Origin of the sequence: Aeromicrobium duanguangcaii (assembly GCF_024508295.1) — a bacterium.
Taxonomy (GTDB): domain Bacteria; phylum Actinomycetota; class Actinomycetes; order Propionibacteriales; family Nocardioidaceae; genus Aeromicrobium; species Aeromicrobium duanguangcaii.
The window spans coordinates 1,956,208-1,980,731 of record NZ_CP101990.1 but is presented as its reverse complement, the minus strand read 5'-3'; the positions used below and the strand labels follow the sequence as shown (position 1 = coordinate 1,980,731).

The following is a 24,524-nucleotide window of genomic DNA, read 5'->3' as shown; positions in this document are numbered from 1 at the left end:
GGTGCCACAATGGACTCCATGAGTTCGCGCGTGGTCGTCCTGGGATCCACCGGCTCGATCGGCACGCAGGCGCTCGACGTGGTGCGCGCCCATCCGGACCGGTTCGACGTCGTCGCGATCGCCGCCGGTGGCGCCGATCCGTCGACGCTGGCCTCCCAGGCCCTGGAGTTCGACGTCGAGGTCGTGGCGGTCGCCAATGCCACCGCCGCGCAGGACGTGCAGCTGGCCCTCTACGCGCAGGCCCAGCGCCGCGGCTGGTCCGCGGGGGAGTACCGCCTGCCCCGGCTGCTGGCTGGTCCCGACGCCGCCGTCGAGGCGGCCCGCATCCCCGCCGACACCGTGCTGAACGGCATGACCGGCGCTGTCGGCCTGCTGCCGACGCTGGCGGCGCTGGAGTCCGGCGCCACGCTGGCCCTGGCCAACAAGGAGTCGCTCATCATGGGCGGCTCGCTGGTCCTGGACGCCGCCAAGCCCGGACAGCTCGTCCCGGTCGACTCCGAGCACTCCGCCCTCGCCCAGGCCCTGCGCGGCGAGGAGATCGACGACGTGCGCCGTCTCGTCCTGACCGCCAGCGGCGGCCCGTTCCGCGGCCGCACGCGCGAGGACCTGCGCGACGTGACCCCCGAGCAGGCTGCGGCCCACCCCACCTGGGACATGGGTCCGGTCATCACGATCAACTCGGCCACCCTCGTGAACAAGGGGCTCGAGGTCATCGAGGCCCATCTGCTGTTCGGCATCGAGTACGAGCGGATCGACGTGGTGGTGCACCCCACGTCCGTCGTGCACTCGATGGTCGAGTTCGTGGACGGCTCCACGATGGCGCAGGCCTCCCCGCCCGACATGAAGCTCCCCATCGCCCTCGGCCTGTCCTGGCCCCGCCGTGTCCCCGGCGCCGTCGCCCCGTGCGACTGGACCTCGGCGACTGCCTGGGAGTTCTTCCCGCTCGACGAGGACGCGTTCCCCGCGATCCGCGTCGCCCGTCGCGCCGGCGCCTTCGGGCGCACCGCGCCGGCCGTGTTCAACGCCGCGAACGAGGTCTGCGTCGACGCCTTCGTCGCCGGTGACCTGGACTTCCTCGGGATCGTCGACACCGTCGCCGAGATCGTGGACGAGCACCTGGCCGACCCCGACTGGGGGACCGGTGACCTCACGGTCGCTCGGGTCCTCGAGGCCGACATGGTCGCCCGTGAGCGCGCCCGCGCCGTCGTCGCCGCCCGGTCCGAGGTGAGCAGCCGATGATGTACGCCTTCGGAGTCATCGTCTTCCTCGTCGGCGTCGCCCTGTCGATCGCCCTGCACGAGGTCGGGCACATGTGGCCGGCCAAGAAGTTCGGCGTCAAGGTCACCCAGTTCTTCGTCGGCTTCGGCCGCACCGTCTGGTCGTTCAAGCGCGGCGAGACCGAGTACGGCCTCAAGGCCATCCCGCTCGGCGGCTTCGTCAAGCTCGTCGGGATGCTCCCGCCCGAGCGTGAGGAGCGCGACCGTGACGGGCACCTGGTGGTGCGCTCGTCCGACACCGGCCTGTTCACCCAGATGGCCACCGACGCGCGGGCCGCCGAGTACATGGACGTCGACCCCGAGGACGAGGACCGCCTGTTCTACCGCAAGCCGTGGTGGCAGAAGGTCATCGTCATGGCCGGCGGCCCGACGGTGAACCTGCTCATCGCCACCGTCCTGTTCGCGATCTCCTTCATGGCGTTCGGCGTGCCGACCCCGACGACGACCGTCGCCCAGGTCTCCGACTGCGCCATCACCGACGCCGAGGCGGGCCGGGCCTGCACGGCCGAGGACCCGATCACGCCGGCGCGCCAAGCCGGTCTCGAGCCCGGCGACGTCCTGACGACCTTCAACGGCGAGCGGATCGACGACTGGGACGAGCTGACCTCGCTGATCCGCCGCAACGGCGACCGCGAGGCCACGATCGGCTACGAGCGCAACGGCGCGGCCACCCAGGTCACCGTCAACACCTCGGTGCTGGCGCGTGCCTCCGTCGACGACCCCGAGCGGGTCGAGAACGTGGGCTTCCTGGGCGTCTCGCCGGAGTTCGTGACCGAGCGTCAGGGACCGGTCTTCGTCGTCGACCAGATGGGCGAGATGATCGGCGCCACCGCGAAGGCGCTGGTGAACCTGCCGGTGCGCATGGTGGGCGTCGTGAAGGCCGCGCTGGGCGGCGAGCGCGAGTCCGACGGTCCCGTCAGCGTCGTGGGCGCCAGCCGAGTCGCCGGCGAGCTCGTCACGTACAACGACCCCGGCTGGGACGAGCGCGCGCAGCGCATCATCAGCCTGCTGGCGAGCCTCAACCTCTTCCTGTGGCTGTTCAACCTCATCCCGTTGCTGCCCCTCGACGGCGGGCACATCGCGGGGGCCCTGTGGGAACAGCTGCGGCGCACGTTCGCCCGCCTGCGGGGCAAGCCGGACCCGGGCTTCGTGGACGTCGCCAAGATGCTGCCGGTCGCCTATGTGGTTGGGCTCGTCCTTATAGTCATGGGTGTGGTTCTGATCTATGCGGACATCGTCAATCCGGTGAGGCTCTCATGAGCGGGGTCGACCTCGGCATGCCCGAGGCGCCGCCGCCGGTGCTGGCTCCCCGACGCCCCACGCGCAAGATCAAGGTGGGCTCGATCGACGTCGGTGGCGACGCCCCGATCTCCGTCCAGTCGATGACCACGACGCTGACCTCGGACATCAACTCCACGCTGCAGCAGATCGCCGAGCTGACCGCCGCCGGCTGTGACATCGTGCGCGTCGCGTGCCCCAGCCAGGACGACGCCGAGGCCCTGCCGGCGATCGCGCGCAAGTCGCAGATCCCGGTGATCGCCGACATCCACTTCCAGCCCAAGTACGTCTTCGCCGCGATCGACGCCGGGTGCGCCGCCGTGCGCGTCAACCCGGGCAACATCCGCAAGTTCGACGACCAGGTCGGCGCGATCGCCAAGGCGGCCAAGGACGCCGGCGTCTCGCTGCGCATCGGCGTCAACGCCGGCTCGCTCGACAAGCGCCTGCTCGAGAAGTACGGCAAGGCCACGCCCGAGGCGCTGGTCGAGTCGGCCGTCTGGGAGGCCTCGCTGTTCGAGGAGCACGACTTCCACGACTTCAAGATCTCGGTCAAGCACAACGACCCCGTCGTCATGGTCCGCGCCTACGAGATGCTCTCCGAGCGGGGCGACTGGCCACTGCACCTCGGCGTCACCGAGGCCGGGCCGGCCTTCCAGGGCACCATCAAGAGCGCCACGGCGTTCGGCGCGCTGCTCAGCAAGGGCATCGGCGACACGATCCGCGTCTCCCTCTCGGCTCCTCCGGTCGAGGAGGTCAAGGTCGGCATCCAGATCCTGCAGTCGCTGAACCTGCGTCCGCGCAAGCTCGAGATCGTCTCCTGCCCCTCCTGCGGCCGCGCCCAGGTCGACGTCTACACGCTGGCCGAGCAGGTCACGGCAGGGCTCGAGGGCATGGAGGTCCCGCTGCGCGTGGCCGTCATGGGCTGTGTCGTCAACGGCCCCGGCGAGGCGCGCGAGGCCGATCTGGGCGTCGCGTCCGGCAACGGCAAGGGACAGATCTTCGTCAAGGGCGAGGTCATCAAGACCGTGCCCGAGAGCCAGATCGTCGAGACCCTGATCGAAGAGGCGATGCGGATCGCCGAGACGATGGAGCCGGTCGAGGGCGGCGGCGCGTCGGTCTCCGTCTCCTGACGGCCGGTCATTCGACGCTTCCGCGGGTACTCTCGGGGCATGACCGAGGTCTGCGACCAGTCAGCCACGACGTCGTCCTATGTGAGGCCGTTGGGACGCGCCGACCTGGAGATCGTCCACGACGTGCTCGACCGCGAGCCGTTGATCGACATGTTCGTGCGACATCGCGTCGACTCCACCCGGCTGGACCGTCGCTGGTTCGGCGCCGAGTTGTGGGGCTACTTCGAGGACGGCGAGGCGATCTCGCTGCTGCACGTGGGCGCGAACGTCGTCCCGGCGCAGGCCACGCCCGCGGCGGTCGAGGCGTTCGGCGCGCGGTTGCTCTCCCATGGGCACAAGCCCAGCTCGCTGGTCGGTCCTGCCGCCTCGGTGCTGCCGCTGTGGGACCTGGTCAAGGGCGAGTGGGGCCCCGCGCGGTCGCCCCGGCCGTCGCAGCCGTTCATGGTGCTCAAGCACGACAGTGACGTCCCGCTGGACCCCCGGGTCAAGCCCGTGCGGCTGGACCAGGTCGACGACCTGTATCCCGCCTGCGTCGCGATGTTCACCGAGGAGGTGGGCGTCCACCCGGAGTCGGTCGGCTCACCGCACGGGTACCGCGCCCGGGTGACTCAACTGGTGTCGATGGGCTGGTCCTACGCGATCATCGAGGACGGCACGGTGCTGTTCAAGACCGAGGTCGGCGCCGCGACCGACGCCGGCTGCCAGCTGCAGGGCGTCTGGGTGCATCCGGAGCTGCGGGGGACCGGCGTCGCCGCCCCGGCGCTCGCGTCGGTCGTCCGCCAGGTGCGCCGCTCCATCGCCTCGTCGGTCACGCTCTACGTCAACGAGCACAACACGCCCGCCCGACGCGCGTACGAGCGCGTGGGCTTCCGCGAGGTCGAGACGTTCGCCTCGATCCTGCTCTGACGCCCGTTGTCCTCACCGCCCTCCCGAAAGCAGTCCGCCATGCCCCGTCGCACCGACCTGGCGCTCGTCGTCGTTCCGTTCGCCGTCTCGGGGGTCGTCCACCTCGTCCGGCCCCAGACGTTCGAGCGGATCGTGCCGAGGTTCCTGCCGCGCCATCGTGACCTGGTGCTGGCGTCCGGCGTCGCCGAGCTGGTGTGTGCGGCGGCGGTCGTCGCGCCCCGCACCCGCCGGGTCGGCGCGCTCGCGTCCGCCGGCCTGCTCGCGGCCGTGTTCCCCGCCAACGTGCAGATGGCCGTCGACGTCGTCGGCAGCCGCCGCGCCTCGCCGGCGTACAAGGCGGGGGTCCTGGCCCGCCTGCCGTTGCAGTGGCCGCTGATCCGCGCGGCACTCAACCTCGCTCGCTCCAGCGCATCCTGAACGGGTCGGGTGCCCGCCGGGTTCCCGGCTCGGACGGATAACCTCGTCGTATGCGCATGAGCCAGCTGTTCCTCCGTACCCTGCGCGACGATCCCGCTGATGCCGAGGTGCCGAGCCACAAGCTGCTCGTCCGCGCCGGCTACGTGCGTCGCGTCGCCCCCGGCATCTACTCGTGGTTGCCGCTGGGCCTGCGCGTGCTGGCCAAGGTCGAGGCGATCGTCCGTGAGGAGATGGGCGCCATCGGCGGCCAGGAGGTGCGGTTCCCCGCCCTGCTGCCGCGCGATCCCTACGAGGCGACCGATCGCTGGACCGAGTACGGCGACAACCTCTTCCGGCTGAAGGACCGTCGCGGCAACGACATGCTGCTCGGCCCGACGCACGAGGAGATGTTCACGCTGCTGGTGAAGGACCTGTACGGCTCCTACAAGGACCTGCCCGCGATCCTCTACCAGATCCAGACGAAGTACCGCGACGAGGCGCGTCCGCGCGCGGGCATCCTGCGCGGCCGCGAGTTCATCATGAAGGACTCGTACTCCTTCGACGTGACGGACGAGGGCCTGGAGGCCGCCTACCAGGCGCACCGCGCGGCCTACATCCGCGTGTTCGACCGACTCGGGTTCGAGTACGCGATCGTCCAGGCCGACTCGGGCGCCATGGGCGGCTCGGCCAGCGAGGAGTTCCTGGTCGTCTCCGAGAACGGGGAGGACACCTTCGTGCGCTCGCCCGGCGGCTACGCGGCCAATGTCGAGGCCGTCACGACCGTCGTGCCCGACCCGATCGCCTTCGACGGGCTGCCGGCGTCGCACGTCGAGGACACCCCCGACACCCCGACGATCGAGACGCTCGTCGCCCACGCCAACGAGGCGTTCCCGCGCGACGACCGGCCGTGGACCGCGGCCGACACGCTCAAGAACGTGCTCGTGATGCTGCGCCACCCCGACGGCTCCACCGAGCCGCTGGCGATCGGCCTGCCCGGCGACCGCGAGGTCGACGCCAAGCGCCTCGAGGCGCAGGTGTCCCCGGCGGAGGTCGAGGCGTTCGACGAGACCGCCTTCGCCACGTACCCGGACCTGGCCAAGGGCTACATCGGCCCCGGCGTGCTGGGCACCGAGAAGGCCACCGGCATCCGCTACCTGACCGACCCGCGGGTCGTCGACGGGACGAGCTGGATCACCGGCGCCGACCAGCCCGGCAAGCACGTCTTCGACCTGGTCGCCGGTCGCGACTTCACCTCCGACGGCACGATCGAGGCCGCCGAGGTGCGCGCCGGTGATCCGGCGCCGGACGGCTCCGGTCCGCTGGAGCTGGCGCGCGGCATGGAGATGGGCCACATCTTCCAGCTCGGCCGCAAGTACGCCGAGCGACTCGGCCTGCAGGTGCTGGACGAGAACGGCAAGCTCGTCACGGTCACGATGGGCTCGTACGGCATCGGCGTCTCCCGCGCCGTCGCCGCCGTGGTCGAGGGCTCGTACGACGAGTCCGGCATCGTCTGGCCCCGCGAGGTCGCGCCGTTCGACATCCACCTGGTCGTGGCGGGCAAGGCTCCCGAGCTGTTCGAGGGCGCCGACGCGATCGTCGCCGACCTCGAGGCCGCCGGTCTCGAGGTGCTGTACGACGACCGCCCGAAGATGTCGCCCGGCGTGAAGTTCAAGGACGCCGAGCTGATCGGCGTCCCGACGATCGTCGTGGTGGGCAAGGGTCTGGTCGACGGTGTCGTCGAGGTCAAGGACCGCGCCACCGGCGAGCGCCGTGACGTCGCCGTGGGCGACCTGGTCGCCACGCTGACCGCGCAGGGCTGACGGGTGCCGCTCCGGGGGGGCGCGGCGCGGGCGCGGTGCAGGGCTCACGATCGCGCTGGTGCTCGCGTCGACCGCCTGCTCGGGGTCCGATGATCGCGAGGCATCGGGCCCGACCCCCGACGAGGCTCTCGCGGAGCTGGAGCTGGCGGCCGGCGAGCTGCTGGGCGCCGGTGCGCCCGGGAACGAGATCACGGTGCTCCCACGACGCGAGGTCCTGTGCGGTGGGCCGGGTGGCAACGAGCGGATCAAGGTGAAGTACTCCTACGTCGCCGGAGCGGGACTGGTCGATGACCCCGAACAGACTCTCGGCGCGGCGACCGCTGCCGGCGAGGCACTGGGCCTGGAGACGGAGCTGCGCGAGCCGGCGTCGTAGTTGACAGCGTCCGGAGGATGGACCGGTGAGACGAACCGTCGCCGTCCTGTCGCTGGTCCTGGCTCTGACCGCATGCACGAGCGAGGTGCCGACGGAGCCGTCGGGCCCGACCGTGCTGTCGCTCGACGAATCCGTCCCCGTGTTGACCGTGGGCGAGGACTACGACGTCGTCACCCGGGTTCCCACGGAGCTCGACGGGCGTGCTGCCTCGCTGGCCGGGTGGACCGCGGACGGCACCGAGATCTACGTGCGCCACGCGCACCGTGCCGGTCGCGACGCGCATGACGACGACCCGTACGCCGTGGCACTGGTGGCGCGTGATCCGCGGACCGGGCGGACGACGGTGCTCTCGGACCGGGCGCGGCGGCAGGGCCCGGTGGCGCGCGACCGCATCCCCAGCAACGCACTGCAGATCGGTCCGGTCGTGGTTCGCGGTGACCTCATCGCGTGGACCGAGTCACGGGGCATCGGGCCGAGCGGTGACCTCTACGTCCGCGACATGGACGCCGGCGCCGAGCGGCGCCTCGTCCGATCGAGGGCCCTGGCCCCGGACGTGGCGCCGGTCCTGCGCGACGGGGCCGTGTACTTCGTCGGGGTCGAGGGTGACGACCTGGGTCGGGTACCCGCGCAGACGTCGGTGTACCGCGTGCCGGCGGACGGCTCCGGTGAGCCCGAGCTCGTCGCGCCGGGGGCGACGGCGGTCTTCGGCGACCTGTCCGCGATCGCGAGTACGCCCCGCCATGTGCTGAAGGTGGCGTTCGAGGATCACGTCGTGGACTGGGACCTCACGGTGGGCGCCGAGGGCGAGATCGACGGCACACGACTGCGGGCCGACTGCGGCGTCTCCGCCGGCGAGGGCGTCACGGTCGCGTGTGCCGGCGAGCCCCAGGAGCTGACCATCGACACGGGCAACCGACGCTTCGTGGTCACGGGTGCATCGGGCCGGTTCGCGTGGCTGGAGGCGAACGGGCGGTGGGTGCGGTTCACGGTCGATGACGACGGCGACCAGACGCAGTACGTGTTCGACGTCATCGGCGAGAAGCTGCTGCGGGTGCCCGCGCCCCGGAACCTGAGAGGACTGCAGACCACCTCGTACTTCCTCGCGGTCCTCGCCAGCTGGGACCCCGATCCCACCGAGCCCGTGATCGAGTTCGTGGACTGATCCGCCGTTTCCGCCTCCGGCGGAACGAGATGTGTCGCGGTATCCACCTCGAATCCCAGGATGCGAGAAATCACGGTGCACAGCGCTACACATCTCGCCCGCGGGAGCGGGACCGGGCCGTGGGATCAGTCGAGGCCTGGGAACGGCTCGGGCTCGGCGCCCCAGCGGACCTGGCCCAGCGCTGCGGTGCGCAGGCCGCGGACCGCGCGGTCGCGTGCCTTGTCCTCGGTGACGGCCACCAACCGGACGCAGGCGGCGGCGATGCGCGACTCGACGTCCTGCACCAGGGCCCGTGCGGCGGCGGCGTCCCGCGGATCGGTCACCGCGTAGGAGGGTCGCGGGCCCGCCGGGCGGCCGCCGAGCGACTCGACGACGCCACTGAGCCGATCCCGGGTGGTCCGGTGCGCCGCCAGGTCCTGGCGTGCGGTGTCGGCCAGGTCGGGGAAGCGGGCGCCCACGAGCGCCAGCACCCAGATCGCCTCGTGCTCGAGGGCCAGCCAGCGCTCGGTGAGGCGCAGCTCGGTCTCGGTGCTCATGCCAGTGTCTCCGCCTGTGCGAGGCCGGCCGACAGCGACGCCAGCACCTGGGCGAACTCGGGCGAGATCGCCGCCCGCGCATCCGTCGCCCGGTGGCGCGATGCGGTGCGCAGCGCCCCCGCCAGGTCGCCCGTGGCCGTCGCGTTCCCGGGGGTGGCGCCGAGCTGCTCGAGCTGGGCGGTCAGCAGGGTCACGACGGCGGCGTTCCCCGCGCCACGTGCGACGGCCAGCACGCGCTGCTGGTCGTCCACGACGGCCTCCATCAGGGACGTGTCCTCCGGACGGGGGAGCGGTTTGGGCTTCGCGCCCACGGCGAGCAGGGCGTCGTCGAAGGTGTCGGTGACGAAGAGGCCGGCCAGGGCGACCGCCACGCCACCGGCGGCTGCCAGGACGACGCGACGGCTGCTCACGACCGCAGACTACCGAGCGAGCACACTTCGATAAGATGGGGTGTTCACGCACCACAACTGAAGAGGACCAGAGATGACGACCCCGATCATCGACCGGATATCGAGTCTCCTCGAGCCCGTGACCGCCTCGCTGGGCCTTGACCTCGAAGAGGTCGAGCTGCTGGGCAAGGACGAGCGCCGCCGTCTGCTCGTCGCCGTCGACCGCGACGGTGGCGTCGGCATCGACCAGGTCGCCGAGGCCACGCGCGCCATCTCCGCCGTCCTCGACGAGTCCGACGTGATGGGGGAGGGCCGCTACACCCTCGAGGTCGCCTCGCGCGGTGTCGACCGCCCCCTCGTCGAGCCCCGCCACTGGCGCCGCAACGCCGGCCGCCTCGTCGCGGTCGAGCTCACCGACGGCGAGCGCTTCGAGGCCCGCATCGGCGCGAGCGACGACAACGGCGTCGACCTGGCCATCTCGGGTGACACCACCCGTTTCCCGTACGACGAGATCGTCAAGGCCGTCGTCCAGATCGAGTTGAACCGGAAGGACGTCTGATGGACATCGACATGTCCGCGCTGCGGATGCTGGAGCGCGAGAAGGGGATCAGCTTCGACCTGGTCGTCGACGCGATCGAGACCGCGCTGCTGTCCGCGTACCACAAGACCGGCGGCGCCCAGCAGCACGCGCGCGTCGAGCTGGACCGCAAGACCGGTCACGTGACCGTGTGGGCCCGTGAGCGGGTCACGCCGCCGCCCACCGAGGACGGCGAGCCGCAGCCGGCGACCTTCACCGAGGAGTTCGACGACACCCCGGAGGACTTCGGTCGCTTCGCGGCGTCCGTCGCGCGCCAGCTGATCATGCAGCGCATCCGCGACGTCGAGGACGAGCGCAAGTTCGGCGAGTTCTCCGGTCGCGTCGGCGACATCGTCTCCGGTGTGATCCAGCAGGGCCGGTCGCCCGGCGACGTGCTGATCGACCTGGGCAACATCGAGGCGATCCTGCCGGTCAACGAGCGCGTCCCCGAGGAGCGCTACGCCCACGGCGAGCGCATCAAGGCGTACGTCTACGAGGTCGAGCGCGGCATGCGCGGCCCGCGCGTGAAGGTGTCGCGCACCCACCCGAACCTGGTGAAGCTGCTGTTCGCCCTGGAGTCGCCCGAGATCGCCGACGGCACCGTCGAGATCGCCGCGATCGCGCGCGAGGCCGGCCACCGCACGAAGATCGCGGTCAAGGCCAACGCGCCGGGCGTCAACCCCAAGGGCGCCTGCATCGGCCCGATGGGCCAGCGGGTGCGCTCGGTGATGAGCGAGCTGCACGGCGAGAAGATCGACATCGTCGACTTCAGCGAGAACCCGGCGGAGTTCATCGCTTACGCGTTGTCGCCCGCCCAGGTCAAGGGCGTGACGATCGTGGACGAGACGATGCGCTCGGCACGGGTCGTCGTGCCGGACTTCCAACTTTCCCTCGCGATCGGCAAGGAGGGCCAGAACGCCCGCCTCGCAGCGAAGTTGACCGGTTGGCGGATCGACATCCGGCCCGACACCGCGCCCGTGGCCGATGGCGATTCGTCGTCCTCCCGGTAGAGCCGCTAGACTTGACGATGGTGATTCGTACGTGCGTCGGATGTCGGCAGCGTGCGGACAAGACCACTCTGGTGAGAGTCGTCGCCGACCGGGATGACACGGGATGGACCGTGGAGCCCGATCCCGGCGGATCTCGACCGGGCCGCGGAGCGCATCTGCACCCCGCGGAACGGTGCCTGAAGCTCGCCCTCGACAGGCGGGCGTTCGTCAGGGCGCTTCGTCTCGAAGGGCCCGTCAGCACGGACGCCGTCGCTGAATGGGTGCGAGTCGAAGCCGCCCGGAGAGCCTGACCACCCGTGGTACCGACCGGTGCCACTCGAAACGGAAATCGGAGCACACGCTCATGAGCACTCGATGAGTACTTCCCAATGAGCCTGTACGTCAACTACTGATCCGTGCCTCCTTCGGGGCCGGATCCCTGAAGGAGAAGAGTGGCTGTAAGAGTCCACGAGCTCGCCCGCGAGCTAGGTGTTGAGAGCAAGGTCGTCCTGTCCACCCTCAAGGAGATGGGCGAGTACGTGAAGTCCGCGTCCTCGACCGTCGAGGCGCCTGTCGTGCGCCGCCTCAAGGAGGAGCACGGCGACCGCCTGCGCGAGCAGGGCGCCAAGAAGTCCGCCAAGAAGGCCCCCGCCGCCAAGCCGGCCGAGGCCCCCCAGGCCAAGGAGACGGCGCCCGCGCCGGCTCCCGCCGAGTCCACCGCCGCCGAGGTCGCCGCACCGCCGGCCACCCCGTCGGCTCCCGCCGCGCCGAAGCCCGGCCCGGCACCCACCCCCGGTCCCGCGCCTGCGGCCCCGGCCGCCGAGGCACCCGCCCCGGCCGCCGAGGCACCCGCCCCGGCTCCCGAGGCACCGGCTGCGGCTCCCGAGGCTCCGGCCCCGGCTGCCGCCGAGTCCACCGGCGCCCGTCCGGGCCCGGCACCGACCCGTACCCCGGGCCCGCGTCCGGGTCCGGCTTCCACGCCGCGTCCGGGCCAGGCCGGTGGCCTGCCCACCGGCGGACCGCGACCCGGTCCCCGTACCCCTGCGGCGCGCCCGGGCAACAACCCGTTCTCGTCCAAGCAGGGCATGCAGCAGGACCGCGCCCCGCGTCCGCCGGCCGCACGTGAGGGTGGCGCTGGCGCCGCTCCGGCACGTCCGGGCATGCCCCGCCCGAACCCGGCCATGATGCCCAAGCAGTCGTCGGTCACCCCGGCACGTCCCGGTGGCCGTCCCGGCCCCGGCGGTCGCGCCGGTGGTCCCGGTGGTCGTCCCGGTGGCGGTGGCGGCGCAGGCCGTCCCGGCGGCGGTGGCGGCGGCGCTCGTCCCGGCGGCTTCAGTGGTCCCCCCGCGGGCGGCGGTCGTCCCGGTGGACCCGGTCGCAACCAGCGCGGCGGCACCCAGGGTGCCTTCGGTCGCGCCGGTGGCCCCGTGCGTCGTGGTCGCAAGAGCAAGCGCGCGAAGCGTCAGGAATTCGACCAGATGCAGGCGCCGTCGATCGGCGGCGTGCGCGTCCGCAAGGGCGACGGCCAGGTCGTGCGCCTGGCCCGTGGTGCCTCGCTGACGGACTTCGCCGACAAGGTCGGAGTCGACGCGGCATCGCTGGTCCAGGTCCTGTTCCACATGGGCGAGATGGTCACCGCGACCCAGTCGGTCAACGACGAGACGCTGCAGCTGCTCGGTGAGGAGCTGAACTACGACGTCCAGGTCGTCTCGCCCGAGGACGAGGACCGCGAGCTGCTCGAGTCCTTCTCGCTGGAGTTCGGCGAGGATGTCGGCGACGAGTCCGATCTCGCGGCGCGCCCGCCGGTCGTCACGGTCATGGGTCACGTCGACCACGGCAAGACGAAGCTGCTCGACGCGCTCCGCAAGGCGAACGTCGCGGCCAAGGAGGCCGGCGGCATCACGCAGTCGATCGGTGCCTACCAGGTCACCACCGAGGTCGACGGCACCGAGCGTGCGATCACCTTCATCGACACCCCCGGTCACGAGGCGTTCACCGCCATGCGTGCCCGTGGTGCCCAGGCGACCGACATCGCGATCCTCGTGGTCGCGGCCGACGACGGCGTCATGCCCCAGACGGTCGAGGCGCTCAACCACGCCAAGGCCGCCGGTGTGCCGGTCGTCGTCGCGGTCAACAAGATCGACAAGGAAGGCGCCGATCCGACCAAGGTCCGCGGCCAGCTGACCGAGTACGGTCTCGTGCCCGAGGAGTACGGCGGAGACACGATGTTCATCGACGTCTCGGCCAAGTCCGAGATCGGTCTGGACGCGCTGCTGGAGGCCATCGTGCTGACGGCGGACGCCGAGTTGGACCTGCGTGCCAACCCCGACCAGCCGGCCGAGGGCCTCGCGATCGAGGCTCACCTCGACCGCGGTCGTGGCCCCGTGGCCACGGTGCTGGTGCAGCGCGGCACGCTGCGCGTCGGCGACTCGCTCGTGGCGGGCCCGGCCTTCGGCCGTGTGCGCGCCATGCTCGACGAGTTCGGTGCCAACATCGAGGAGGCGACCCCGTCGCGTCCGGCGCTGGTGCTCGGCCTGACGGCCGTGCCCGGTGCAGGCGACAACTTCATGGTGGTCGAGGACGACCGCCTGGCCCGTCAGATCGCCGAGAAGCGTGAGGCCCGTGAGCGCAACGCTCTGCTGGCCAAGCGCTCGGGTCGCCGGACCCTCGAGGACTTCATGTCCTCGTTGGAGAAGGGCGAGACCGACGAGCTGCTGCTCATCCTCAAGGGTGACGGCGCCGGCTCGGTCGAGGCGCTCGAGGACTCGCTGGCCAACATCGAGATCGGCGACGAGGTCGCACTGCGGGTCATCGACCGCGGTGTCGGCGCGATCACCGAGACCGACGTCAACCTGGCGGCTGCGTCCAACGCGGTCATCGTCGGCTACAACGTCCGCCCGCAGGGCAAGGCGACGGAGCTGGCCGACCGCGAGGGTGTCGAGATCAAGTACTACTCGGTCATCTACCAGGCCATCGACGAGATCGAGGCGGCCCTCAAGGGCATGCTCAAGCCGATCTACGAGGAGCAGCAGCTCGGTACCGCCGAGATCCGCGACATCTTCAAGTCGTCGAAGGTCAAGGGCGGCAACATCGCGGGCTGCATGGTCACCAGCGGGTCCATCCGCCGCAATGCGAAGGTTCGCATCGTGCGCGACGGCTCGGTCGTGGCCGACAACCTCGACGTCCTGTCCCTGCGCCGTGAGAAGGACGACGCGTCCGAGGTCCGCGAGGGCTTCGAGTGCGGTGTCGTGGTCTCGTACTCCGACATCAAGGTCGGGGACGTGATCGAGGCCTTCGAGCTGGTCGAGAAGAAGCGGGACTGACATGGCAGGTCCACGTCAGGCCAAGCTCTCCGACCGCATCAAGGAGATCGTGGCGACGATGCTCGAGCGGCGGGTCAAGGACCCGCGGCTCGGCTTCGTCACCATCACCGATGTGCGGCTGACCGGTGACGGTCAGAATGCGTCGATCTTCTACACGGTCATGGGCGACGAGCGGGCTCGGGCGGACACGGCGGCGGCGCTGATCAGCGCCACCGGCCTGATCCGCAAGGAGGTCGGCAAGCAGCTCGGGGTGCGGCACACGCCGTCCCTGGAGTTCTTCCTGGACTCGGTGCCCGAGACGGCGCGCGAGATCGAGGACCTGCTGGCCAAGGCCCGCGAGTCCGACGCTCGCGTCGCCGAGCGGGCCCAGGGTGCGGCGTACGCCGGCGAGCCCGACCCGTACAAGGTGCGCGAGGACGACGAGGAGCCCGGTGACGACTGAGTCACCGGGTGGTCCGGCCAGCGGGCTGGTCGTCGTCGACAAGCCCGCTGACTGGACGTCGCACGACGTGGTCGCGCGCATCCGCCGGCTGGCCGGCACGCGCAAGGTCGGCCACGCCGGCACGCTCGACCCCATGGCCACCGGAGTTCTGGTGGTCGGGGTCAACCGTGCGACGCGACTGCTCGGGTACGTCGCAGGCTCCGACAAGGAGTACCTCGCGACGATCGCCCTGGGCGCCACGACCGTCACCGACGACGCGCAGGGGGACGAGACCGGCACCGCCGACGCCTCGTCCCTCAGTGCGGAGGCGGTGCGCGAGGCGATGCTGCCGCTGACCGGCAAGATCGAGCAGGTGCCGTCCGCGGTGTCGGCGATCAAGGTCGACGGCAAGCGGTCCTACGCCCGGGTGCGCTCGGGCGAGCAGGTCGAGCTGGCCGCCCGCGCGGTCGAGGTCTCGACCTTCGAGCTGCTCGACTTCACCCCCGGCACGAGGGCGTACGCCCAGGTCCGGGTCGAGTGCTCCAGCGGCACCTACGTGCGTGCGCTGGCGCGCGATCTCGGCGCTTCGCTGGGCGTCGGGGGACACCTGACCAGCCTGCGCCGCACCCGCGTCGGCCGGTTCGGTCTCGACCGCGCCCGCACGCTCGACGAGCTGGCGCAGTCCTTCGAGATCGTCGGTCTCGACGACGCCGCTCGCGCGACCTTCCCGGGAGCCGAGCTCTCCGAGCAGCAGGCCCAGGCCGTCCGGTTCGGTCGGGCCCTGCCGGACCTGCAGCTGCCGCCCGGAGCCCCGGTCGCGATGTTCGCGCCCGACGGCTCCTTCTTGGCGCTGTACGAGTCCGCGGGCGCCGGGGCGCGCCCGGTCGCGGTCTTCGTCTGAGACGGCCTAGGCTGAACGCCATGCCGTTCGGATCTTCGTCTTCTCGCGGGTGGGTCCGCCGTGTCCTCCTCGGCGCCCTGCTGGTGCAGGTCGGCGCCATCGTCTCGCTGATGGCGACGACCTCGATCCGCAAGCGCCTGCGCGCCAAGGGCACGCCCCCGCTGCCGCGTGTCCCCGCCGAGTACTTTCCGATCGGCGGAGGCAACGAGGTGCAGGTCTACGTCTCGGGCGAGGCGCTGTACGACGACATGCTCGCGGCGATCGCCGGCGCCCGGCGCCGGATCCTGCTGGAGACCTACATCATCAAGGCCGACGCGATGGGCCGCCGGTTCCGCGAGGCCCTGCGCGACGCGGCTGACCGCGGCGTCGAGGTGTGCGTGATCTACGACGGGTTCGCGAACCTCGTCGTGCCGCCGAGCTTCTTCCGGTTCGGCCACGGCATCAAGATGATGCGCTACCCGATCCTGCCGCGTCGCCTGAACGTGTTCAGCCCGCGCTCGTGGGGCCGCGACCACCGCAAGATCCTCGTCGTCGACGACGCCATCGGGTTCGTGGGTGGGTACAACATCGGCAGCCTGTACGCGAACGAATGGCGCGACACTCACGTGGCCGTCACGGGTCCGGCGGTGTGGGACCTCGAGAACGCGGTCATCGACTTCTGGAACGACAGCCTGTTCCGCAAGAAGATCCGGGCCCTGACCGAGGCCACGTGGGACCCGCACGTGCGGGCCCACCGCAACGTCCCGCGCCAGCTGATCTTCCCGATCCGCGGGATGTACCTCGAGGCCATCGACCGTGCCGTGTCGACGATCGAGATCACGCAGGCCTACTTCATCCCCGACCAGGACATCCTGCAGGCGCTGATCGACGCCAGCCGGCGCGGCGTGCGCGTGCGGATCCTCGTGCCGAAGGTGTCGAACCACGTCGTGGCCGACTTCATCGCCCGCAGCTACTTCGGCCCGATGCTCGAGGCCGGCATCGAGATCCTGCGCTACCGCGACCACATGGTGCACGCCAAGACCATGACGATCGACGGCGAGTGGTCGACCATCGGCACGGCCAACATCGACCGGCTGAGCCTGACCGGCAACTACGAGATCAACCTCGAGATCCTCGACGAGAAGCTCGCCGAGGGCATGGGCCGGATCTTCGAGCGCGATGCGCAGAAGGCCGAGGTGCTCGACGTCACCACCTGGCGTTCGCGTCCCACCATCGCGCGGCTCTACGAGCGTCTGCTGCGCCCGTGGCGTCCGCTGGTCTGAGTCAGCCCACGCGATAGCCCAGGCCCCGCACGGTGGTGACGACGTCGCTGCCGAGCTTCCTGCGCAGGTAGCCGACGTACACGTCGACGATGTTCGAGCGCAGCCCGGCGTCGGAGCCCCACACGTGCTCGAGCAGCTGCTCGCGCGAGAGGGTCTGGCCCCGGTGGCGCAGCAGGGTCGAGGCCAGGGCGAACTCCCGTGGCGAGAGGGTGACCTCACGCTCGCCCACGTACGCGCGCCTGCCCTGGGCGTCGAGCCGCACCTCGGCGGTGGCCACGCCGTCGCCGTCGGGGGAGTGGTCCGCCGGCGTGAAGTGCTCCCGCACGCGGGCGACCACCTCACGGGTGGTCTCGTCGTCCGAGGCCAGCAGGATGATCGGGAGTGCCGGCTGCTCGTCGCGCAGCTGATCGAGCAGTGGGGCCCCGAGCGTCCCGGTGACCGCCGGATCGAGGACGAGGAGGTCGAAGTCGCCGTTGCGCCTGGCGGTCAGCGACCGGGCGTCAGAGGCCACGCTGTCCTCGAATCCCGCGGAGCGCAGCGCGTGGACGATCGTGTCCGCGCGAGCATCCTGCGCCACCACCGCGATCGCCCTCATACCTTCGATGGTCCACCCTCGGCGGTCGCAGCTGAAGGGGTGTCAGCGGAACGCGGGTGCGCGCGGCGGAGGTTCGGTCGCTCCACGGCGCAGGATGGGCAGAACCCGCGGGGGAACCAGCTCGGACAGCACGATCACGCTGCTGGTGCGCGCCACGGACCCCGAACCGCTGATGTGCAGCAGCGTGTCCTTCAGGTCCTCATGGGACGTCGCGGCGATCTTGCAGACGATGTCGGCCTCACCACTGGTGATGAACGCCTCGAGAACGCTCGGCAGCGACATGAGCTCCTCGGTGACGGCGTCGATGGAGCCCTGGACGATCTGCAGGGTCACGAACGCCTGCACCGGGTGCCCGGCGGCGGCCAGGTCGATGTCGGGGGCGTAGCCGGTGATGACGCCGGACTCCTCCAGCTTGCGCAGCCGGGACTGGACCGTCGCGCGCGCGACGCCCAGCAGGCGTGACAGCTCGAGATCACCGACCCGAGGATGGTCGTGCATGGCCTCGATGAGCGCGACGTCCAAACGGTCCACCATGACGTGAGCCTAGCAATCTGGACAGTTGGTGCCCGGTGGTTGTGCGCGCAATGTCTAGCGTGGACAGTTCCTGAGTCCGAGGTTGCCCAGCGCCGACCTCAGGTGTGTCCTGAGTCACATGACCCTCGATCTCACGGATGCCGAGCGCCTCGCTCACCTCGACCTCGATCAACTGCGTCAGCTCGTCGGCCTGGTCGAGCACGACGCGACGACGGACCCCTTCCCGGTCACCGGCTGGGACGCGCTGGTCTGGGACGTCGGCAACGCCACCCAGTCGGCCCACTTCTTCATGTCCGCCTACGGGATGGATCTCGTGGCCTACTCCGGGCCCGAGACCGGCAACCGTGACCACAAGGCGTACGTCGTCGCGAGCGGTGCCGTGCGGTTCGTGCTCCGCGGCGGAGTCGCGCCCGACAGCCCCGTGATGGACCACCACCGCCTCCACGGCGACGGTGTCGTGGACGTCGCGCTCGAGGTCCCCGACGTGGACGCCTGCGTGCGCCAGGCGCGTGAGCAGGGCGCGACGATCCTGCAGGAGGCGCACGACGTCACCGACGAGCACGGCACGGTGCGCATGGCCGCCATCGCGGCCTACGGCGACACGCGCCACTCGCTGGTCGACCGCAGCCGGTACTCCGGCCCCTACCTGCCGGGCTTCGTGGCGCGCTCCTCGACGATGCGGCGCGACCCGGACGCCACCCCGGTCTTCCAGGCACTCGATCACGTCGTGGGCAACGTCGAGCTCGGCCGCATGGACGAGTGGGTCGACTTCTATCGCCGCGTCATGGGCTTCACCAACATGGCCGAGTTCGTCGGCGACGACATCGCCACCGAGTACAGCGCCCTGATGAGCAAGGTGGTCGCCAGCGGGAACCACCGGGTGAAGTTCCCGCTGAACGAGCCCGCGATCGCCAAGAAGAAGTCCCAGATCGACGAGTACCTGGAGTTCTACCGCGGTCCCGGGGTCCAGCACCTGGCCCTGGCGACGGCCGACATCCTGCAGACCGTCGACCGACTGCGCGACGCGGGGATCGAGTTCCTCGACACGCCGGACTCGTACTACACCGACCCGGCGCTGCGCGAGCGGATCGGCGAGGTGCGCGTGCCCATCGAGGAGCTGCAGCGCCGCGGGATCCTGGTCGACCGGGACGAGGACGGCTACCTGCTGCAGATCTTCACGAAGCCGATCGGCGACCGGCCGACGGTGTTCTTCGAGCTGATCGAGCGCCACGGCTCGCTGGGCTTCGGCAAGGGGAACTTCCAGGCGCTGTTCGAGGCGATCGAGCGCGAGCAGGCCCGGCGTGGCAACTTCTAGGCCGGGGAGGCCCTGACATGGCCCACTACCGCAGCGCGGGGCTCGTCCCGCCCAAGCGCCACACCCAGCACCGGGCGGCCGACGGGTCGCTGTACCGCGAGGAGCTGATGGGGGAGGAGGGCTTCAGCTCGGACTCGTCCCTGCTCTACCACGTGGGCGTGCCGTCGGCGATCGTCGAAGCGCGGACGTGGGACCTGCCCGACCAGGCCACGACCCCCAACGAGCCGCTGCTGCCCCGGCACCTGAGGCTGCACGACCTGTTCTCCGACGCCGGGCGCGACCTGGTCCGGGGCCGGCGACTCGTGCTGGGCAACGCCGACGTGCGGATCTCGTACGCGGTCGGCGAGCAGACGTCCCCGCTGTACCGCAACGCCACGGGTGACGAGTGCGTCTTCATCGAGGCCGGGCGGGGCACGCTCGAGACCGTCTTCGGTCCACTGCCGTTCGGGCCGGGCGACTACCTGATCGTCCCGCGCGCGACGACGCACCGGTGGGTCCCGGACGGGCCGGTGCGGGCGTACTGCATCGAGGCGAACAGCCACATCGGGCCGCCGAAGCGCTACCTGTCACGGTTCGGCCAACTGCTCGAGCACGCCCCGTACTGCGAGCGCGACCTGCGCGGGCCCGGTGAGCCGGAGGTCCGCGAGGGGACCGACGTCGAGGTCTTCGTGAAGCACCGGGGCTCGGGCCCGGGTGGGCTCTCCGGCACCGTCCACGTCGTGCCCCGGCACCCCTTCGACGTGGTGGGGTGGGACGGCTGTCTCTACCCGTACGCGTTCAACGTGGCCGACTTCGAGCCGATCACCGGGCGGGTCCACCAGCCGCCGCCGGTGCACCAGGTGTTCGAGGCGAACAACTTCGTCGTCTGCAACTTCGTGCCGCGCAAGGTGGACTACCACCCGCTCGCGATCCCGGTGCCGTACTACCACTCGAACGTCGACTCCGACGAGATCATGTTCTACGTCGACGGCGACTACGAGGCCCGCAAGGGCTCCGGCATCGGCAAGGGATCGATCTCGGTGCATCCCGGCGGCCACTCCCACGGGCCGCAACCGTCGTCGATCGAGGCGAGTCTGGGCGCGGAGTCCTTCGACGAGCTCGCGGTCATGGTCGACACCTTCCGCCCGCTCGAGCTGGGCGAGGGCGGCCGCGCGGTCGACGACGGCGTCTACCACCTCTCGTGGGGCCGCTCATGACCTCGGTCTTCGATGGGTTCTTCGACGACGCCGCCATCTTCCCGCCCGGGAACGCGCCGGTGGAGGTGGCGGTCAAGCAGCACGAGACGCGTCGGGCGGGCCCGCAGGGCGGTCTGCTCGGGCCGCTCGTGTGCGACACGGCGCGACTGCCGGCGGTGCTCGGGGCAGCCACCGAGCCGCTGCGACTGTCTCTCGTGGGTGGCGTGGACGAGACGGCCTCGGCCCTCGCATCGACGTCCGGCACGCGGGTCGAGCCGGTCGCGGTCGAGGTGCGAGGACCGGTCGCGGCGCTGCCGGACCTGCCGGTGCGGACGATCGCCGTCGAGATGGCATGGGGGTCGGGCTTCGACGTTCCGGCAGGAGCGGTCCTCAAGCTGCGCTGCGGGGGCGAGTACGTCCCGACGCCGGCCGAGCTGGGTGCGGCGATCGCGCACTGCGTCCGCCACGACCAGCCGTTCAAGCTGACGGCCGGACTGCACTCCGCCGTCGCGCACGACGGCGCCCACGGCTTCGTCAACGTGATGGCCGCGGTCGTCGCGGCGATGCACGGGGACGACCCCGAGCCGGTCCTGACGGCGGCGCCCGCCGACCTTGACCTGACGTCCCTGGCCGAGGCGAGACGGCTGTTCCGGTCGATCGGCACGTGCGACCTCGACGAGCCGCTCGCGGGCCTGCGTGAGCTGGGGCTGGTCGCATGACCGGGTTCGCCGCGGGGACGCTGCCGTACTGCAGCTTCACCAGCGCGGACCTCGACGGCCCTCGCGTGGGGGTGGGGGTGGGCGACCGCGTCCTCGACCTGACCGCCCTCGCGCCGACACTGGTCCCGGACCACGCGGCGCTGTTCGCCGACGGCACGCTCGATCGGTTCCTGGCCGCCGGCCCGCAGGTGTGGGCCACGGTTCGGGAGGTGCTGCTGGAAGCAGCGCCCGACGCGTCGCCCACCCGGCCCGCCGGCGAGGTGCGGCTGCACCTGCCCTTCGCCGTCGCGGACTACGTCGACTTCTACGCGTCGCGCCACCACGCGACGAACGTGGGCAGGATCTTCCGCCCCGACGGCGAGCCGCTCACCCCGAACTGGGACCACCTGCCGATCGGCTATCACGGCCGGGCGGGCACGGTCGTGGTCTCGGGCACCCCGGTATGCCGGCCCTCCGGTCAGCTGCGCTCGGCCGACGGGAGCATCGGCTTCGGTCCGAGTGCCAGGCTCGACATCGAGGCCGAGATCGGGTTCGTGGTCGGGGTCGGATCGGGCCTCGGAGACCAGGTGGGCGTCGACGCCTTCGAGCAGCACGTGTTCGGGATCTGCGTCGTCAACGACTGGTCGGCCCGCGACATCCAGGCGTGGGAGTACGTCCCGCTCGGCCCGTTCCTGGGCAAGTCCTTCGCCACCTCGGTGTCCCCGTGGATCGTGCCGTGGGCCGCGCTCGTCGACGCCCGGACCGATCCGCCGCCCCCACGCGTCGACCTGCAGGACTACCTGAGCCCGCCGGGCGAGGGCCTCGACCTGGAGCTGATCGTCGCGATCAACGGCACGGTCGTGTCGCGACCGCCGTTCGCGACGATGTCGTGGACGCCGGCCCAGATGCTCGCGCACCTGACCGTCAACGGGGCGTCCCTGCGCACCGGCGACCTCTTCGCGTCCGGCACGGTCAGCGGCCCTGAACCGGACCAGCGCGGCTCGTTGCTGGAGCTGTCCTGGAACGGGACCACGCCGGTGGCCCTGGCCGACGGGACCGAGCGCGGGTTCCTACAGGACGGCGACACCGTGACCATCTCTGCCGCCGCGAGGACGCGCGACGGTCGGCTGCTGCCCCTGGGCGAGGTCGAAGGACGCGTGGTCTGAGGACCGCGGGAAGGAGTGACATGTTCGAGGAAGGCCAGTACTTCGCGCCGATCACGAAGAAGGGCGACGGCAGTGTCTCGGTCGAGCTGAGCGCGGGGCACCCGGGGCTGGAGGACCCCACGTACCGCGAGCGGCGCGACCGGATCGCGACGGCCGCGGCCCGGTGGGAGCCGGGGGAGCCGCCCCCGCTCATCGACTACACCGACGCCGAGCACGAGGTGTGGCGCGTCGTCTGCGAGGACCTGCGCGGCAAGCACCGGGAGTACGCGTGCCGCGAGTACCTCGACGGCAAGGAGGCCTTCGGGCTGCCCGAGGACCACGTGCCGCAGTTGACCGAGCTGTCGACGGCGCTGGCACCCCTGACCGGGTTCGCCTACCAGCCCGCCGCGGGACTCGTCCCTCTCCGTGACTTCTACGGGGCCTTGGCGGACCACCGGTTCTGGGCGACGCAGTACGTCCGCCACCACTCGGTCCCGCTCTACACGCCCGAGCCCGACGTGCTGCACGAGGTGGTCGGCCACGGCAACACGCTGGCCGACCGCCGGTTCACGCAGCTGTACGAGGCCGCCGGCGCGGCGGTGCGTCGCGTCGAGTCCGACGAGGCGCTGCAGTTCGTCAGCAAGGTCTTCTGGTTCACGCTCGAGTTCGGCGTCGTCCACGAGCCGGACGGTCTCAAGGCGTACGGCGCGGGCATCCTGTCGAGCCCCGGCGAGATCGAGGAGTTCCGCCAGATGACCATCCGGCCGCTGGATCTGGTCGACATGGGCACGACCGACTACGACATCACGCACTACCAGGAGGTGTTGTTCGCGGCGAAGTCCTTCGGCCAGCTCCAGGACGTCGTCGGCGGCTTCTGGGACACCTGCACCGACGACTCGATCGAGGCGATGAGGCTCGCTGCCTGAGGCCGGCGTGAGGGGATGTGGCACAGTGTCGCCGTGGTGATCTGGAAGGCGGTCGACGGTGCTCCCGCCACGACCGTGCCCGGACCGAGCGCCGTGACGATCGGCAACTTCGACGGCGTGCACCTCGGCCACCAGTCCCTGCTGGCGGCCACGCGCGCGGCCGCCGGCGACGCCACGACGGTCGCGATCACCTTCGATCCGCACCCCGTCGCGATCTTCGCCCCCGAGCGTGCGCCCAAGCGCCTGACCACCCTCGAGCGACGCATCGAGCTGCTGCACCAGCACGGCGCCGACCACGTGCGCGTCCTGGACTTCACCCCCGAGATGGCGTCGTGGTCGCCCGATGAGTTCGTCCGCGCCGTCATCCTCGACCAGTGCCATGCCGAGGCCGTCGTCGTGGGGGAGGGCTTCCGGTACGGCAGCCGCGCCTCCGGGTCCATCGAGACCCTGCAGGAGTCCGGTCGTCAGAACGGGTTCACGGCCGCCGAGTCCGCCCTGGCCGGCGACGGTGTCGCCTTCTCGTCCACCAGGGCCCGCGAGGCGGTCGCCGCCGGCGAGATGGAGCGGGCCGCCGAGATCCTGGGCCGGCCGCACGAGGTCGAGGGGATCGTCGTCGAAGGCGACCGCCGCGGCCGCGAGCTCGGCTTCCCGACCGCGAACGTTCCGGTGGACGACTCCTACGCCGTGCCGCCGGACGGCGTCTACGCCGCGTGGCTCGTCCTGGCCGACGGAACGCGGCTGCCCGCCGCCACGTCGATCGGCACCAACCCGACCTTCGAGGGAGTAATCGGACGACGCGTCGAGTCGTACGTCCTGGACCGCGACGACCTCGACCTCTACGGGCGGTCCGTGCGTGTCGAGTTCGTCGCCCGGCTGCGCGAGATGGTGGCCTACGAGTCGCTCGAGGCGCTGGTCGAGCAGATGCATCGCGACGTCACGGCGGCCCGCGCCGCGCTGCGCCTCTGAGCCTGCGTGGCGATTAGGAACGTTCACCGCGGCGCTGATACCCTGAGAGTTGCCGTAGAACGGCCACGGACCCAGAGTGCCCCGGTGAACAGGCCCGGGCGCGCCGTGCAACGGACATCCCAAGGAGAAACGTGTCGAAGAAGACCGCTGCCCCCACGGTGGCAAACCTTTCGAAGCAGGAAATCATCGAGCAGTACGCCACGGGCGAGGGCGACACCGGTTCCCCGGAGGTCCAGATCGCGCTGCTGACGGGCCGTATCGCTCACCTGACCGAGCACCTGAAGGAGCACAAGCACGACCACCACAGCCGTCGTGGCCTGCTGCTCCTGGTCGGCCAGCGTCGCCGCCTGCTGAACTACCTGCAGAACAACGACATCGAGCGCTACCGCTCGCTCATCGAGCGACTGGGCCTGCGCCGCTGATGCGACGG

At 71.0% G+C, this 24,524-nt stretch carries 26 protein-coding genes; 22 read left to right on the top strand and 4 right to left on the bottom strand.

The annotated features are described in order from the left end of the window. Nucleotides 1–18: 18 nt before the first annotated feature. The 8 genes from dxr to NP095_RS09695 are packed head-to-tail and all read left to right on the top strand — an operon-like array spanning nt 19 to nt 8,342. Nucleotides 19–1,239 carry a 1-deoxy-D-xylulose-5-phosphate reductoisomerase gene (dxr, locus tag NP095_RS09730; RefSeq protein WP_256766049.1) on the top strand — a complete coding sequence of 407 codons (1,221 nt, stop codon included), beginning with the start codon at nt 19–21 and terminating at the stop codon, nt 1,237–1,239. Next, on the top strand, nt 1,236–2,537 hold the full coding sequence (locus tag NP095_RS09725; protein ID WP_256766048.1) for a M50 family metallopeptidase: 1,302 nt from the start codon (nt 1,236–1,238) through the stop codon (nt 2,535–2,537). The genes dxr and NP095_RS09725 overlap by 4 nt, the downstream gene beginning before the upstream one ends. Then, complete coding sequence (gene ispG / locus NP095_RS09720; protein WP_256766047.1) at nt 2,534–3,685, top strand: flavodoxin-dependent (E)-4-hydroxy-3-methylbut-2-enyl-diphosphate synthase; 1,152 nt, start codon at nt 2,534–2,536, stop codon at nt 3,683–3,685. The genes NP095_RS09725 and ispG overlap by 4 nt, the downstream gene beginning before the upstream one ends. A gap of 39 nt (nt 3,686–3,724) precedes the next feature. Further along, on the top strand, nt 3,725–4,591 hold the full coding sequence (locus NP095_RS09715; RefSeq protein WP_256766046.1) for a GNAT family N-acetyltransferase: 867 nt from the start codon (nt 3,725–3,727) through the stop codon (nt 4,589–4,591). Between the two features lie 39 nt (nt 4,592–4,630). Continuing rightward, the gene (locus NP095_RS09710; RefSeq protein WP_249378430.1) at nt 4,631–5,008 is read left to right on the top strand and encodes a DoxX family protein; all 378 of its coding nucleotides are present in this window, start codon (nt 4,631–4,633) and stop codon (nt 5,006–5,008) included. Nucleotides 5,009–5,058: 50 nt separating this feature from the next. After that, a complete protein-coding gene (locus tag NP095_RS09705; RefSeq protein ID WP_249378429.1) occupies nt 5,059–6,807 on the top strand; it encodes a proline--tRNA ligase in 1,749 nt (582 codons plus the stop codon). Between the two features lie 58 nt (nt 6,808–6,865). Next, nucleotides 6,866–7,180, top strand: coding sequence for a hypothetical protein (locus tag NP095_RS09700; protein WP_256766045.1), 315 nt, complete (start codon nt 6,866–6,868; stop codon nt 7,178–7,180). A 25-nt stretch (nt 7,181–7,205) separates the two neighbouring features. Next, nucleotides 7,206–8,342 carry a TolB-like translocation protein gene (locus NP095_RS09695; protein ID WP_256766044.1) on the top strand — a complete coding sequence of 379 codons (1,137 nt, stop codon included), beginning with the start codon at nt 7,206–7,208 and terminating at the stop codon, nt 8,340–8,342. Nucleotides 8,343–8,467: 125 nt separating this feature from the next. Here the strand turns inward: NP095_RS09695 and NP095_RS09690 are convergent, their stop codons facing one another. Together NP095_RS09690 and NP095_RS09685 are read right to left on the bottom strand one after the other, a co-directional pair. Further along, the gene (locus NP095_RS09690) at nt 8,468–8,878 is read right to left on the bottom strand and encodes a DUF4439 domain-containing protein (RefSeq protein ID WP_256766043.1); all 411 of its coding nucleotides are present in this window, start codon (nt 8,876–8,878) and stop codon (nt 8,468–8,470) included. Then, the gene (locus tag NP095_RS09685; protein WP_256766042.1) at nt 8,875–9,288 is read right to left on the bottom strand and encodes a hypothetical protein; all 414 of its coding nucleotides are present in this window, start codon (nt 9,286–9,288) and stop codon (nt 8,875–8,877) included. Before NP095_RS09685 ends, NP095_RS09690 begins: the two co-directional genes overlap by 4 nt. 73 nt (nt 9,289–9,361) lie before the next feature. Between NP095_RS09685 and rimP the strand changes: the two genes are divergently transcribed. From rimP to NP095_RS09650, 7 genes are all read left to right on the top strand, one after another. After that, the gene (gene rimP, locus NP095_RS09680) at nt 9,362–9,826 is read left to right on the top strand and encodes a ribosome maturation factor RimP (protein WP_249378424.1); all 465 of its coding nucleotides are present in this window, start codon (nt 9,362–9,364) and stop codon (nt 9,824–9,826) included. Beyond that, a complete protein-coding gene (gene nusA / locus NP095_RS09675; RefSeq protein WP_256766041.1) occupies nt 9,826–10,854 on the top strand; it encodes a transcription termination factor NusA in 1,029 nt (342 codons plus the stop codon). Before rimP ends, nusA begins: the two co-directional genes overlap by 1 nt. 17 nt (nt 10,855–10,871) lie before the next feature. Then, entirely contained in the window at nt 10,872–11,144 is a 273-nt protein-coding gene (locus NP095_RS09670; protein WP_256766040.1) for a YlxR family protein, read from the top strand. Nucleotides 11,145–11,285: 141 nt separating this feature from the next. Then, the gene (gene infB / locus NP095_RS09665; protein WP_256766039.1) at nt 11,286–14,156 is read left to right on the top strand and encodes a translation initiation factor IF-2; all 2,871 of its coding nucleotides are present in this window, start codon (nt 11,286–11,288) and stop codon (nt 14,154–14,156) included. 1 nt (nt 14,157) lies between these two features. After that, the gene (rbfA, locus tag NP095_RS09660) at nt 14,158–14,598 is read left to right on the top strand and encodes a 30S ribosome-binding factor RbfA (protein WP_256766038.1); all 441 of its coding nucleotides are present in this window, start codon (nt 14,158–14,160) and stop codon (nt 14,596–14,598) included. Then, nucleotides 14,588–15,478 (top strand): tRNA pseudouridine(55) synthase TruB, encoded by an 891-nt coding sequence (truB, locus tag NP095_RS09655; protein WP_256766037.1) that lies wholly within the window; start codon nt 14,588–14,590, stop codon nt 15,476–15,478. The genes rbfA and truB overlap by 11 nt, the downstream gene beginning before the upstream one ends. A 20-nt stretch (nt 15,479–15,498) precedes the next feature. Further along, nucleotides 15,499–16,740 (top strand): phospholipase D-like domain-containing protein, encoded by a 1,242-nt coding sequence (locus tag NP095_RS09650; protein ID WP_256766036.1) that lies wholly within the window; start codon nt 15,499–15,501, stop codon nt 16,738–16,740. A 1-nt stretch (nt 16,741) separates the two neighbouring features. On the opposite strand, the gene NP095_RS09645 is transcribed toward NP095_RS09650, so the two are convergent. Both NP095_RS09645 and NP095_RS09640 read right to left on the bottom strand, forming a co-directional pair. Next, nucleotides 16,742–17,335, bottom strand: coding sequence for a winged helix-turn-helix transcriptional regulator (locus NP095_RS09645; RefSeq protein WP_256766035.1), 594 nt, complete (start codon nt 17,333–17,335; stop codon nt 16,742–16,744). Nucleotides 17,336–17,377: 42 nt separating this feature from the next. Next, the gene (locus NP095_RS09640; RefSeq protein ID WP_249378417.1) at nt 17,378–17,869 is read right to left on the bottom strand and encodes an Lrp/AsnC family transcriptional regulator; all 492 of its coding nucleotides are present in this window, start codon (nt 17,867–17,869) and stop codon (nt 17,378–17,380) included. 118 nt (nt 17,870–17,987) lie between these two features. Between NP095_RS09640 and hppD the strand changes: the two genes are divergently transcribed. The 7 genes from hppD to rpsO all read left to right on the top strand — a co-directional run bounded on the left by hppD (nt 17,988) and on the right by rpsO (nt 24,516). Beyond that, complete coding sequence (gene hppD / locus NP095_RS09635) at nt 17,988–19,184, top strand: 4-hydroxyphenylpyruvate dioxygenase (protein WP_256766034.1); 1,197 nt, start codon at nt 17,988–17,990, stop codon at nt 19,182–19,184. 17 nt (nt 19,185–19,201) lie between these two features. Continuing rightward, on the top strand, nt 19,202–20,380 hold the full coding sequence (locus NP095_RS09630) for a homogentisate 1,2-dioxygenase (protein ID WP_256766033.1): 1,179 nt from the start codon (nt 19,202–19,204) through the stop codon (nt 20,378–20,380). After that, a complete protein-coding gene (locus NP095_RS09625) occupies nt 20,377–21,078 on the top strand; it encodes a hypothetical protein (RefSeq protein WP_256766032.1) in 702 nt (233 codons plus the stop codon). The genes NP095_RS09630 and NP095_RS09625 overlap by 4 nt, the downstream gene beginning before the upstream one ends. Next, nucleotides 21,075–22,223, top strand: coding sequence for a fumarylacetoacetase (gene fahA / locus NP095_RS09620; protein ID WP_256766031.1), 1,149 nt, complete (start codon nt 21,075–21,077; stop codon nt 22,221–22,223). Before NP095_RS09625 ends, fahA begins: the two co-directional genes overlap by 4 nt. A 20-nt stretch (nt 22,224–22,243) precedes the next feature. Further along, complete coding sequence (locus NP095_RS09615) at nt 22,244–23,128, top strand: phenylalanine 4-monooxygenase (protein ID WP_256766030.1); 885 nt, start codon at nt 22,244–22,246, stop codon at nt 23,126–23,128. A gap of 33 nt (nt 23,129–23,161) precedes the next feature. Next, nucleotides 23,162–24,094: a bifunctional riboflavin kinase/FAD synthetase gene (locus tag NP095_RS09610; protein ID WP_256766029.1), complete on the top strand. Its 933-nt coding sequence runs from the start codon at nt 23,162–23,164 to the stop codon at nt 24,092–24,094. Between the two features lie 158 nt (nt 24,095–24,252). Then, on the top strand, nt 24,253–24,516 hold the full coding sequence (gene rpsO / locus NP095_RS09605; protein ID WP_187411971.1) for a 30S ribosomal protein S15: 264 nt from the start codon (nt 24,253–24,255) through the stop codon (nt 24,514–24,516). The last annotated feature ends 8 nt before the right edge of the window (nt 24,517–24,524 follow it).